We start from the raw sequence: 11,670 nt of genomic DNA on the forward strand, positions 1-11,670 counted from the left end.
GGCGCGGGCCCGGTCAGCGGTGGAAGTCGATCTGGAAAGCGCCTTCCGCCACGAAGGTCACGTGGTGGGGCACCTGGGGCTCCACCACCAGCTGCTCCCCTGCATCCAGCAGGAGGGTGCGCGGCGGCTGGGCATCGAGGGTGAACACTAGCGCGCCGCTGTGCACGCGCAACAGCCCCCACGTGCCCGCCTTGATGGAGTGCGCGGCCTTGAACGCGGCCGGCAGGTTCGCCGGGGTGAAGACCGGCGAGCGCTTGTAGCTCGACAGCCCCGCGGGCATGTCGCGCAGCCAGGCGCTGGCGGGGTTGTGCTTCTGGTAGTTCTGCCACAGCGTGGAGGCCATGCGCCGGGCCATGGCGTCCACGGTGTCCTTGAGCGCGGGCACCTGCAGCTCGCCGGTGGTGCAGTGGAACAGCTCCAGCCAGCGCTCGAAATGCGCCCAGCCCAGGCCCGGCAGCCGGGCATGCTTGGGCATGGGGCTGCCGTCGAAGCCTTCCTTCTTCAGCACCAGCCACAGCCAGAAGTCCACGAGCGTTTCCAGGTGGGCGTCCCAGTCATCGACGTGCGACTCGAAGAGCGGCGCCAGCAGCGGGTCCTGGCGCACACGGGCGTAGAAGGTGTGCACCAGGCGCCGCAGATCGGCCTCGGTGACGGCGGCGGGGGAAGTGGCGGCAGAGGCTGTGGGTGAAGCGGTGGGTGAATGCATGGCGGCGGTCCTGTCCGCGCATTCTCGGCAGCCGCCGCGCAGCGGCCCAATGACAAAGGTCAAGCCGTTTCAGAACGCACGCACGGCGCCGTGCGTCAACTGCTGCAGATAGCAGCGGTCGTTGATCGCCCACTCCCGCCCGCGCCCGGCCACATAGCCGCGCGCCTGCCAGTCGGACAGCAGCCGGTTCAGCGTCTCCGCGCGCACGCCCAACCGTGAGGCCAGCTGGCGCTGGCTCAGCGGCAGTTGCAGGGTGCGGCCCTGCTGGTCGCTCAGCCGCAGCAGGTAGAGCGCCAGCCGCTGCGGCGCGGAGCTGGCGGTGAGCCACTCCACCTCGTTGACGCGCTGGTAGACCGCCGCGCCCATCATGCGCAGCATGCGCAGCGCCAGACCGGGGTGGCTCAGGCAGGCGGCGCTCAGGGGATCGCGTTCCAGGCGCAGGCACAGGGCCGTGTCCTGGCCGCGCGCGTTCATGGGATAGCGGCCGTGCTCCATGAACATGGCCGCGATGGCGACGAGGTGCCCCCGCCCGAAGACGCTGAACACGCGGTCCTCCCCGTCGATGCCGTGGCGCAGGACTTCGACTTGGCCCTGCACGACCCAGTAGTAGTGGCCTGCCGGATCGCCTTCCCGGAAGAGGTATTCGCCGCATCCGAACTCGCGCAAGACACACCCATCCGCCAGGCGGGCCAGGGCCTCGTCGGGCAGGTCGGCGAACAGGGGCACGGCGCGCAGCCCATGCATGGCCTGGTGTACAGGCTCCAGCGCGTTGACTTTTGTCATTGGGGTGTGCAAGGGGTTCATGCAACCATTGAATGATAACAATTCTCAAATGAATCGCATGAACCATTTCTCCGTCGCCACGGCCCGCTGGGTGTTCGCGGGCGCCGCCTCGCTGGCCTCCTGTGCGCTGGCGGCTCCTGCCCTCGGCACGCTGACGCTGGGGGGCCCGGGCGCCGTGGTGAGCTACCCGCTGATGCACATGGTGGAGACGCAGGCGCTGCGCGCCCATGCGCAGAACGTGGAATTCCGCCTGTGGGAAAGCCACGACCAGCTCAGCGCCCTGCTGGTGCAGAAGAAGCTGGACTTCAGCGCCGCGCCCACCACGCTGCCCGCCCTGCTGGCCAGCAAGGGGCAGAACACGCGCCTGCTCAGCGTGTCCGTCTGGGGGCTGGTGTGGCTGGTGAGCACCGACCCCAAGGTCCAGCGCTTCGCGGACCTGGGCGGCGAGGAACTGCTCTCGCCCTTCCAGCATGACCTGGGCGACGTGCTGATCGACACCCTGCTCACCGCGCAAGCGCAGGACGGCCAGCCCGCCGTGAAAGTGCGCCGCACCCGCACCGGCCAGGACGCGATCGCGCTCATGCTCTCCGGCCAGGGCAGGCACGTGGTGCTGGCCGAGCCCATGGCCTCCATGCTGCTGTGGCGCAACCAGCAGCAGAGCGCGCCCCGCCCCCTGCACCGCGTGCAGAGCCTGGAAGGCGTGTGGGCCACCCAGTTCCCCGCCCAGCCCAGCCTGCCCCAGGCCGGCCTGATGGCCAACGCCACCGTGGCCGACGACCGCGCGCTTTCCGAAGCCGTGGAGCAGGCCTATGCCGCCTCGGCCCGCTGGTGCAAGGCCCAGGCGCTGGAATGTGCCCGGATCGCCCACAAGTACCTGCCCCACATGCCCGTGCCCGTACTGCAGCAGGCCATCGAGGTCACGCGGCTGGAAAGCCGCCCGGCCACGGCCGTGCGTGCGCAGCTGCAGGCGCTCTACACCCTGCTGCAGGCCAAGCACCCCAAGGCCATCGGCAACCGGCTTCCGGCCGACGGGTTCTACGGGCCATGATGCGCGCGCCCACGCTGCGTACCTCCCGCGCCTGGGCGGCAGCGGGGCTCGCGGCCATCCTGCTCGCCTGGCACGTCACGGCCGGCTATCTGGGGCCGCTGCTCATGGCCACGCCCCAGGAGGCGGTGCTGGCCATCGGCCCCCTGGTCGAGAGCGGCCGCTTCTACCCCGCTGCGTCCACCAGCCTGGGCCGCGCCTTCGTCGGCATCGGTACCGGGTGCCTGTGCGGCTTCGTGCTGGGCCTGGCGGCCGCCGCCCACCCGCGCCTGCGCGGCGCGCTGGAGCCGCTGCGCTGGCTGCTCATGGCCATCCCGTCCGTGGTGGTCGTGCTGCTGGCCATGCTGTGGTTCGGGCTGGGCTCGTCCATGGTGGTCTTCCTCGCGGCGCTGATGACCGCGCCGGGACTGTACGTGAACACGGTCAAGGGCATGCTGCAGGTGGACCGGCAGCTGCTGGAGATGACACACGTCTACCGCTTCGGCTTGTGGCTGCGGCTGCGCCACCTCTACATCCCCGCGCTGACCGCACCGCTGAGCGCTGCCCTGCTGATCGCCGTGAACGGCGGCATCCGCCTGGTGGTCATGGCCGAGGTGCTGGGCGCCGACAGCGGCGTGGGCCACGCGCTGGCCAATGCGCGCGCCACGTTCGACAGCGCCGAGCTGTATGCCTGGGTGCTGCTGATCCTGGCCTTCGTCGGCGTGCTGGAGCTGGCGCTCATCCAGCCGCTGCAGCGCACGCTGGGCCGCTGGCAGGAGCTGCGCGATGCTTGAGCTGCACGGACTCGGCCTGCGCTTCGGCGCGCACCAGGTGCTCGAAGGCGTGGACCTGCGCGTGCAGGCGGGCGAGCGCATCGGCCTGCTGGGTCCCAGCGGCGCCGGCAAGAGCGCGCTGCTGCGCCTGGCCTGCGGCCTGCAAAAGCCCTCCTGCGGCACGGTGCGCAACGGCTTTTCCCGCACCGTCCTGCTGTTCCAGGAGCCGCGCCTGCTGCCCTGGCGCACCGTGGGCGACAACCTCGCGCTGCCGCTGCGGGCAGGGGGCATGGCGCCCGGCACGGCCCATGCCCAGGCCCTGCAGTGGCTGGAGCGCGTGGAGCTTCCCGCACGCACCGCCCTGGCCTGGCCGCGCGAGCTGTCCGGCGGCATGGCGCAGCGCGCCGCGCTGGCCCGCGCGCTGGCCATGGAGCCCGACCTGCTGCTGCTGGACGAGCCCTTCAGCGCGCTGGACCCCGCGCTGCGCCGGCGCATGGCAGACCTGTGCGTGGCCGCCCTCGCGGAGAGCGGCGCGGCGCTGCTGTGCGTGAGCCACCACCCGCAAGAGCTCGCCTGCATGGTGCAGCGCTGCCTGGAAGTGCGCGGCGCCCGGCTGCGGCCCTGGGACGCCGGCGTATCCCCTTTCCCCACGACCGCCCAGGAGCCCACTCCATGACCTACCCCGTCCTGTTGACGATCCACCTGTTCTGCGCCCTGTTCTTCATCGGCACCGTGTTCTTCGAGGTACTGATGCTCGAAGGCATCCGCAAGCACCTGCCGCGCGAGGTAATGCGCTCCGTCGAGATCGCCATCGGCAGCCGCGCGCGCAAGATCATGCCCTGGGTTTTGCTGGCGCTGTTCAGTGCGGGCATCGGCATGGCCTGGATCCGCTACCTGCCCGTGCTGGCCTCACCGCTGTCCAGCCACCTGGGCGCCATGCTGTGGCTCAAGATCGCGCTGGCCACCAGCGTCTTCGGCCACTTCATCACCGCCATGACGCTGCGCCGGCGCGGCAAGCTGCACAGCCTCCATTTCAAGCGCATCCACCAGAGCGTCTTCGCCCACATGGTGGGCATCGTCCTGCTCGCCAAGTGGATGTTCTACGCCGGGTGACATCCCCTCCCCTTCCCATCCTCCCTCCATCCTTCGCAGTGCACCGCCATGTCCGCAACCTTCATGAAACGCACCCCCCTGGCCCTCGCCATGCTGGCCCTTCCGTCCCTGGTCCTCGCGCAAGGCGCAGGCGCCGGGCCCACGCTGCCTCCCGTGGTGGTCAGCGGTGATACGGACAGCGCCACGCCGCTGCTGTCTCCCAGCGCCACCCGCCTGCGCCAGCAGCTGGAGCGCACGCCGGGCGGCGTCAACCTCGTCGCGCCACAGGAAAAAGTGCGCCTGAACACCCTGCAGGACGCGATCGGCGGCGAGCCCGGCATCGTGGTGCAGGAGTTCTTCGGCGGCCAGGACCAGCCGCGCCTGAACATCCGCGGCTCGGGCATCCAGAGCAATCCCGTGAACCGCGGCGTACTGCTGCTGCAGGACGGCCTGCCGCTCAACGAGGCGGACGGCTCCTTCGTCATCAGCACGCTGGAGCCGCGCAACAGCGCGCTGGTCTCCGTGCGGCGCGGCGCCAATGCCCAGAGCGCGGCCGCCAGCACGCTGGGCGGCGAGCTGGACTTCCAGTCCGTCGTGGGCGGCCAGGCCAACCACGTACGCCTGGACGCGGGCAGCTTCGGCCGCAAGGGCCTGACCGCCGGCATCGGCGGCCAGGGCGAATACTGGGACGGGCGCATCTTCGTCAGCCACGACGAGGCGGATGGCTACCGCCACCACTCGGCCTCCGAGCGCAGCAGCCTGCACGCCAACGCGGGCTGGCGCTCCTCCGGCATCGAGAACCGCACCTACCTGTCCTACACCGACCTGGGCTTCGACATCCCCAACGTCATTCCCAAGGCGCGCCTGCAGAGCGACCCGCGCAGCGTCCTGGGCGACTACAACACCCCGGTGGACCAGGCCAACAACATCTACCTGCGCGACCCCAACCGCCAGACCCGGCAGCTGCGCCTGGCCAACCGCACGGCCTGGGGCGGCGAGGCGCTCAGCCACACGGTGGGAGTCTACTGGCAAAGCATCGACGACACCTTCACCTCGCCCGCCATGTCCTCCCCCACGGACGGGCACACCACCGGCCTGCAGTGGACGACGCGCGGCCAGTCCGGCGCGCTGGCCTACCGCGCGGGCCTGGACTGGGCGCGCACGGGCATGCAGCGCGACATGCACCCCATCAACGCCGCGGGCCAGCGCCTGCCGGCGGTGGCGCGCTACGACCTGGGCGCGGAGAACCGCAGCGCCAACATCGCCCTGGCCTGGCGCCTGGCGCCGCGGCTCGAAGCGACCGGCGACCTGCGCTACGTCCAATCCATACGCGATGCGCGCGAACTGGGCTCGGGCAGGCAGCTCGACCAGCAGTGGAACGCCGCGCTGCCCAAGGTCGGCGTGCTCTGGCAGGCCAGCGATGCCACCCGCGTGTTCGCCAACCTGAGCCGCAGCAGCGAGGCGCCCACGTACTGGGAAATCCTCTCGGGCGCCACGATGAACCGCCTGGACCTGCAGCGCGCCTGGACCGCCGAGGTCGGCGCCCGCGGCAGCTACGGCACGGGCCGCGACGCAGGCGAATGGTCCGCCAGCGTCTACCGCAGCCACGTGCGCGACGAGTTGATGGAAGTGTTCTCGGACGACGGCACCACCTCGGGCACCTTCAACTACCGCGACCGCACTGTCCACCAGGGCGTGGAGCTGGGCGCCAAGGGGCAGGTCGGCTGGGGCGGCACCACCCTGCAATACCAGGCGGCCTACACGTTCAACGACTTCCGCTTCCGCGCAGGGGAGTACGCGGGCAACCGCATCGCGGGCATTCCCCGCCACCTGCTGCATGCGGAGCTGATGGTCCGCCAGGGCCCCTGGAGCATGGGCCCCACGCTGCGCTGGAAGCCCGGCAAGACCCCCACCAACCACGCCAACACCGCCGGCACGGAGCAAGACAGCTACGCCCTGCTCGGCCTGCGCGTGGCCTACCAGCCCGGCAGCCAGTGGCAGGCCTACGTGAGCGTGGACAACCTGACCGACCGCACCTACGCCAGCGCCTTCGTCATCCGCGGCACGGGCACGGCCGCCATGCCCACTTTCCTGTCGGGCAACGGGCGCAGCATCAGCGCCGGCCTGACTTACCGGTTCTGAACTGGATGTCAGGTGCTACGCCCGCTTCTCATGTGCTACGTGCGGCGCGGGCGAGCCGAACGCCGTATCGATCGCGCCCTGGAATCAATCAATCGTTGCACCGGAGCTGACCACAATTTCCTTCATGCGAGGTAGATCTTTCGCCAGCAGCTTGCCCACGTCCTCGGGAGTTCCTCCCGGGTCTTCAATCCCGAGTTCTTCGAGCCGCTTCCTGGTTGCTGGCTGCGCGAGGATTGCGTTGATCCCCTGGTTGAGACGGCTGACCACGACGGCAGGCGTACCGGCAGGCGCAAACACGGCATGCCAGGGAACCATCTCGAAGTTGGCAAGCCCTGATTCATCCAGGGTCGGCAAATCGGGAGCAGCAGGCGACCGCTTGAGGGAAGTCACCGCCAGCGCTTTCAACTTGCCGCTGCGGACCATGGGCAGGCCGGCAGAGATATTGTCGATGGCCATATGGATGTGGTTCCCAAGCAAATCCGTGAGGATTTGACCGCTGCCTTTGTAAGGCACGTGTTGCACGTTCACAGCCGCAGCTCTCTTGAACATCTCACCCGCAATGTGCTGGGAACTGCCGTTGCCGGAAGATCCAAATGAATATTTCCCGGGATGCGCCTTGAGCAGGCTGATCAACTCCTGAACCGTATTGACGCCGAGGGATGGATTGACCAGGAGGATGTTGGGCTGTTTGGCCAGCAGGATGACCGGCACGAAACTCTTCTGCGGGTCATAGGCCAGCTTCGGATAGAGCGCGGGGTTGAGGACATGGGTGCCCAGCGTCCCTCCACCAATGGTGTAGCCATCCGAAGCGCTACGCGCCAGCTCAGCCATCCCTATGCCGCCGCCTTGCCCAGGCTTGTTGTCGACGATCACCGGCTGTCCGAGATGGAGTCCATTGGTCACGATGCGGGCAAGCTCATCCGTCACGCCGCCTGCGGCATAGGGAACGATGTATCGGATGGGTTTCTCCGGCCAGGCCTGGGCCATGCCGACACATGGCCATGCCAGCACGGCCGCCGCAGTACCCAGAAACGCTCTTTTTCCTAAGCTCATGCTTGTCTCCTAAAGGGGGGACGCTCTGGCGTGCCAGGCGTGCTGTTTCGCATCGGCCTGTCAGGCCGGCTGTTCTTCGCCATGCGTATTGCGGTGCCATTCGATCTGAGGAATGTCCACGGGCGGAGATGGGGGCCACCCGTCACCTCTCTGGCTATTCAGATTGCGGTGCGGGGCCAAACGGAAGGTCTTGTTCGGCAAGCCGACGAATTTGCCGCCATCCAACCATTCGAGGTCTTGCCCATAGAATTGGGCCGCAAGCAATCCCTTCATCTTTTCGAGCAGCGCGGCATGCTCGGCACTGTCCGAAAGATCCGTGAGCTCCTGGGGGTCGGCCTGCAGATCGAACAATTGAAAGCTATTGCCCATGGCGTAGTAGATGAGCTTGAAGCGTCCGTCATGCAGCATCCGCGTCGAGTGGTCGCCTTCGCTGCATTCCCCGTAAAGCCAGGGCCTGGGCTTGTCCGACAGCAACGAGACGCCTTCGACGTGAGAGGGAATGGGGATGCCGCACAGGTCCAGCAGGGTCGGCATGACGTCTTGCAGGCCTGCCACACGGTTGTCGATACGTCCCTCCGGCAATCGCTTGCAGCCCTGGACGCCACGCAGGACCATGGGAATGCAGGCCGCGCTTTCATAGAACACACGCTTGGCGAGCATGTGGTGGTTGCCGAGCATGTCGCCGTGATCGCTGGTAAAGCAAATGATGGTGTTGTCGAGCAAGCCTTCCATGCGCAAGGTGCCGACGAGGTATCGGATCTGGTAGTCGACTTGCGTGCAAAGGGCATAGAACGCCTTACGTGCAGCCCGTAGCTGTGCCGGCGAATAACGGTTCATCCGCTGCCAGACCGCGGAGACCGCGAAGGGCATTTCGTCCGCATCCTTCAGCCAGCTGCCGTGATAGGGCTCGTCGATCTCCAACCCCTCATAGAGGTCGAGGAATGCCTGTGGAGGCACGAGTGGCGGATGCGGAGCCCGGAAGCCCAGATACCAGAAGGCAGGCCTGGTCGGATCCCTGCGCTTGATGACCCTGGCCATCATGCGGCCCGCCCAGGAAGTCGCATGGGTTTCTTCCGGCAGGTGCCACGCCCGCCAGTGGTACTGGTTGTTGCTCATGCCATGGTCGAACTGCCGCCCGGGGTAGCCCGCGTCCCCCAGATAAATGTCGTAGTCGTCCACCACACCCCATTGCGGCCGGCCCTCGTCGTCGAGCAGGACGCTGTCGAAACCGATGCGGTCACGCTGGGGGTGGACATGCAGCTTGCCCACGGCGTCGGCCTGATAGCCCGCATCGCGGAAAGCCTGAGCCAGCGTGGTGACCTGCGGGAAACGCAAATCGTCCTTGAAGACGCGGTCCCCGTGTCCCCGCGGGCTGAGCCCCGTCATCAAAGTGCGCCGTGCGGGAATGCATACGGGACATTCCGAGTAGGCCCGCGTGAAGCGGACACCCGCCTGGGCGATTTCATCCAGCCCAGGCGTCTGCACGACAGGGTGCCCGGCAACGCCGAACATGTCTCCCGCCCAATGATCCGCACAGATCAGCAGGACATTTGGTTTATCAGTCATCGTATGTCATCGATAGCGCCATTGATGCATTGATGCTCACATGTCTTGCCCCATATGGAAAATGAAGAATTTGTCCCTAGAATTCCATTTCTGCATAACTTTTCCGGCAGTTGCCCGACTGCCGCTTTGAAGGCCTCCGCATGGGCCACAACGTCAAGCTCAGCCAGCTACGCGCATTCCAGGCCATCATGCTTACGGGCAGCGTGACTGCCGCGTCGGAACGGCTGCATGCGACGCAACCGGCCATCAGCCGGCATCTCGCTGCCCTGGAACAAGCGACGGGCATCCGTATGTTCGAACGGACCCGAGGCGGGCGGATGGTTCCCACAGCGCTGGGCTTGCGCTTCTACCGGCACATCGAAGGCACGCTCGCCGGGATCGAGAGCATCCCCGACATCGCCAAGCTTCTGGCTTCGACGGGACAGGCCCGCCTGCGCATCGGTGCCACCCCGCCATTGCTGAACAGCGCATTCTTTACCGCGGCTTTGGATGATTTCGTCGGCAAGCAGCCAGGCACGAAGCTGACGATCGAGTCGAGGTCCAGGCACGACATCGAGGAGTGGATCGCACACGGCCAAATTGACGTGGGGCTGGCCCTGCTGCCAGCGGACAACCCTCTGATCCGGGCAGTCCCCCTTCTTTCGACGTCCGCTGTCGCCGTGGTGCGCAGCGACCATCCTCTAGCCCGGCGGCGGGTCCTCGATCCCGGCCTTGTCCGCAACAGCCGTCTCATTCTGCCCAGCAGGCAGCTCCTGCGCGCACTGATTGACCAGAGCATTGGAAGCGATGGCCAAAGCCTGGAATGCGCCATCGAAGCCTCGTCGGCCGTGACCTGCTGCAAACTTGCGGCAGATGGGCTTGGTGTTGCGGTGTGCGACCCGTTCAGCGCAAGCGCATTCGCCTCTGCGGGCTTGCGCGTGCTGCGCTGGAAGCCAGATGTCCCACTGACCTATGGAATGCTGGTCGCCCAAGGCCGGGAGCTATCGCAACCGGCCGGGATTTTTGCGGAATGCCTGGAGCGGCGGGCACAGAAGTCCCCGCTGTAGCCTTCTTCAGAAAGGATTTTTCAGATCTTCGAGGGGCTATCAGAGCCCATCCCACGGTCCCGCCAGGTTCTTGAGCAACGCGTTCACCGCCGCCAGCCGGCGGCTGCGCACGTCGAGCAGGCTGCGCCGCGCGGCCAGCACCGTGGTCTGCGCACTCAGCACGTTGAGGTAGGCCACCGTGCCGGCCTGGTACTGGTTGGTGGCCACGTCCAGCGCCTTCTGCGCAGCGGCCACGGCCTCCTGCTGCACCTGCTGCTCCCGGACCAGGCTGGCGGCGGCCACGAGGTTGTCCTCCACCTCCTGCAGGGCCGCGAGCACCGTCTGGCGGTAGGTGGCCGCGGCCAGGTCCAGCGCGGCGCGGGCCGACTCCACGGCCGCGTCGCGCGCGCCGCCGTCGAACAGCGCCACGGCGAGCTGCGGGCCCAGCGACCAGAACAGGTGCGGCGCGCTCACCAGGTCCGACAGCGATGCGCCGCGGTAGCCCGCCGCCGCCGACAGCGTGAGCGCGGGGAAGTACGCCGCCCGCGCCACGCCCACCTGGGCATTGGCCGCCGCCGCCCTCCGCTCTGCCGCGGCGATGTCGGGGCGGCGCTCCAGCAGTTGCGAGGGCAGTTCGCCCGGCACCGCGGGCGGCGCGGGCAGCACGCCCGTGGGCGGCAGGTCGAAGGCGGCAGGCGGCAGGCCCAGCAGGGCGGCCAGCGCGTGCTCGAGCTGCGCGCGGCCGGCCTGCGATTCCAGCAGCTGTGCCTGCGTGCTCTTGTACTGCGCCTCGGCCTGCGCCACGTCGGCGGGCGAGGCCACGCCCGCGCGGTAGCGGTTGCGCGTGACCTGCCAGCTCTGCTCGTAGGCGGCGAGCGTTTCCTGCAGCAGCTGCATCTGCGCCTCGGCCGCGCGCAGCGAGAAGTAGGCCTGCGCCACGCTGGCCTGCAGGGACAGGCGCGCGGCGGCCAGGTCGGCGGCGCTGGCCTGGGCGCCTGCCTGGGCCGCGTCCACCGCACCGGACAGGCGGCCCCACAGGTCCAGCTCCCAGCTGGCGTTCAGCCCCAGGCTGTAGCTGCTGGCCGTGGCGCCCGAGCGCGCGGAACTGTCGCCGCCGGTGCCGCTCGCGCGCGCGCTGGGCGCTGGCCGATGCGCCCAGCGTGGGCCACAGCCCGGCCTGGCTGCCGGCCACCGCCGCCTGGGCCGCGCGCAGCCGCGCCACGGCCTGCGCCAGGCTGGGGCTGCCCTGCGCGGCCAGGGCCTGCAGGCGGTCGAGCTCGGGGTCGCCATACACCGTCCACCACGCGGCGGGCACGGCAGGGGGCGCCGTGCCGTCCGCATGCCGGGCAGGCTGCCACAGGCCCGCCTGCTGCGCCTGCGCGGCTTGCTTGAAATGCTCCGGCACGTCGATGCGCGGCGGCACGTAGGGCGCCTGCGCCGCGCAGCCCGCCAGCAGCAGGGCGCAGGCGGGCAGCGCGCGGAAAACGGGGGGCAAGTGCTTCATTT

General features: G+C 68.5%; 10 protein-coding genes and 1 pseudogene. 6 read left to right on the forward strand and 5 right to left on the reverse strand.

Going from position 1 to position 11,670, the window contains the following annotated elements; translation table 11 throughout:
- Nucleotides 1–13: 13 nt before the first annotated feature.
- Together AAG689_RS14680 and AAG689_RS14685 are read right to left on the reverse strand one after the other, a co-directional pair.
- Nucleotides 14–706 carry a DUF1971 domain-containing protein gene (locus AAG689_RS14680; RefSeq protein ID WP_406622658.1) on the reverse strand — a complete coding sequence of 231 codons (693 nt, stop codon included), beginning with the start codon at nucleotides 704–706 and terminating at the stop codon, nucleotides 14–16.
- Nucleotides 707–775: 69 nt separating this feature from the next.
- Complete coding sequence (locus AAG689_RS14685; protein ID WP_020230422.1) at nucleotides 776–1,489, reverse strand: Crp/Fnr family transcriptional regulator; 714 nt, start codon at nucleotides 1,487–1,489, stop codon at nucleotides 776–778.
- Nucleotides 1,490–1,547: 58 nt separating this feature from the next.
- Between AAG689_RS14685 and AAG689_RS14690 the strand changes: the two genes are divergently transcribed.
- The 5 genes from AAG689_RS14690 to AAG689_RS14710 all read left to right on the forward strand — a co-directional run bounded on the left by AAG689_RS14690 (nucleotide 1,548) and on the right by AAG689_RS14710 (nucleotide 6,520).
- On the forward strand, nucleotides 1,548–2,537 hold the full coding sequence (locus AAG689_RS14690) for an ABC transporter substrate-binding protein (RefSeq protein WP_406622659.1): 990 nt from the start codon (nucleotides 1,548–1,550) through the stop codon (nucleotides 2,535–2,537).
- Entirely contained in the window at nucleotides 2,534–3,307 is a 774-nt protein-coding gene (locus tag AAG689_RS14695; protein WP_406622660.1) for an ABC transporter permease, read from the forward strand. Before AAG689_RS14690 ends, AAG689_RS14695 begins: the two co-directional genes overlap by 4 nt.
- Complete coding sequence (locus tag AAG689_RS14700; RefSeq protein ID WP_406622661.1) at nucleotides 3,300–3,962, forward strand: ATP-binding cassette domain-containing protein; 663 nt, start codon at nucleotides 3,300–3,302, stop codon at nucleotides 3,960–3,962. Before AAG689_RS14695 ends, AAG689_RS14700 begins: the two co-directional genes overlap by 8 nt.
- Nucleotides 3,959–4,399: a CopD family copper resistance protein gene (locus tag AAG689_RS14705; RefSeq protein WP_020230418.1), complete on the forward strand. Its 441-nt coding sequence runs from the start codon at nucleotides 3,959–3,961 to the stop codon at nucleotides 4,397–4,399. Before AAG689_RS14700 ends, AAG689_RS14705 begins: the two co-directional genes overlap by 4 nt.
- Nucleotides 4,400–4,462: 63 nt before the next feature.
- Complete coding sequence (locus tag AAG689_RS14710) at nucleotides 4,463–6,520, forward strand: TonB-dependent receptor family protein (protein WP_406622662.1); 2,058 nt, start codon at nucleotides 4,463–4,465, stop codon at nucleotides 6,518–6,520.
- An 84-nt stretch (nucleotides 6,521–6,604) separates the two neighbouring features.
- Here AAG689_RS14710 and AAG689_RS14715 read toward each other — a convergent pair whose 3' ends face one another.
- Both AAG689_RS14715 and AAG689_RS14720 read right to left on the reverse strand, forming a co-directional pair.
- On the reverse strand, nucleotides 6,605–7,573 hold the full coding sequence (locus AAG689_RS14715) for a Bug family tripartite tricarboxylate transporter substrate binding protein (RefSeq protein WP_406622663.1): 969 nt from the start codon (nucleotides 7,571–7,573) through the stop codon (nucleotides 6,605–6,607).
- Nucleotides 7,574–7,633: 60 nt separating this feature from the next.
- Nucleotides 7,634–9,139, reverse strand: a complete 1,506-nt coding sequence (locus tag AAG689_RS14720; protein WP_406622664.1) for a sulfatase-like hydrolase/transferase — start codon at nucleotides 9,137–9,139, stop codon at nucleotides 7,634–7,636.
- A 140-nt stretch (nucleotides 9,140–9,279) separates the two neighbouring features.
- On the opposite strand from AAG689_RS14720, the gene AAG689_RS14725 reads away from it, so the two are divergent.
- The gene (locus AAG689_RS14725) at nucleotides 9,280–10,185 is read left to right on the forward strand and encodes a LysR family transcriptional regulator (RefSeq protein WP_406622665.1); all 906 of its coding nucleotides are present in this window, start codon (nucleotides 9,280–9,282) and stop codon (nucleotides 10,183–10,185) included.
- 39 nt (nucleotides 10,186–10,224) lie between these two features.
- Here AAG689_RS14725 and AAG689_RS14730 read toward each other — a convergent pair.
- Nucleotides 10,225–11,668 (reverse strand): annotated as a pseudogene (locus AAG689_RS14730) (efflux transporter outer membrane subunit).
- Between the last annotated feature and the right edge of the window lie 2 nt (nucleotides 11,669–11,670).

The sequence above is a fragment of the Acidovorax sp. SDU_ACID1 genome, assembly GCF_045291395.1.
Taxonomy (GTDB): domain Bacteria; phylum Pseudomonadota; class Gammaproteobacteria; order Burkholderiales; family Burkholderiaceae_C; genus MR-S7.

Coding starts and splice junctions, on each gene's coding strand:
- AAG689_RS14680 (WP_406622658.1), bottom strand. CDS start 706: ATGCATTCACCCACCGCTTCACCCACAGCCTCTGCCGCCACTTCCCCC.
- AAG689_RS14685 (WP_020230422.1), bottom strand. CDS start 1,489: ATGACAAAAGTCAACGCGCTGGAGCCTGTACACCAGGCCATGCATGGG.
- AAG689_RS14690 (WP_406622659.1), top strand. CDS start 1,548: ATGAACCATTTCTCCGTCGCCACGGCCCGCTGGGTGTTCGCGGGCGCC.
- AAG689_RS14695 (WP_406622660.1), top strand. CDS start 2,534: ATGATGCGCGCGCCCACGCTGCGTACCTCCCGCGCCTGGGCGGCAGCG.
- AAG689_RS14700 (WP_406622661.1), top strand. CDS start 3,300: ATGCTTGAGCTGCACGGACTCGGCCTGCGCTTCGGCGCGCACCAGGTG.
- AAG689_RS14705 (WP_020230418.1), top strand. CDS start 3,959: ATGACCTACCCCGTCCTGTTGACGATCCACCTGTTCTGCGCCCTGTTC.
- AAG689_RS14710 (WP_406622662.1), top strand. CDS start 4,463: ATGAAACGCACCCCCCTGGCCCTCGCCATGCTGGCCCTTCCGTCCCTG.
- AAG689_RS14715 (WP_406622663.1), bottom strand. CDS start 7,573: ATGAGCTTAGGAAAAAGAGCGTTTCTGGGTACTGCGGCGGCCGTGCTG.
- AAG689_RS14720 (WP_406622664.1), bottom strand. CDS start 9,139: ATGACTGATAAACCAAATGTCCTGCTGATCTGTGCGGATCATTGGGCG.
- AAG689_RS14725 (WP_406622665.1), top strand. CDS start 9,280: ATGGGCCACAACGTCAAGCTCAGCCAGCTACGCGCATTCCAGGCCATC.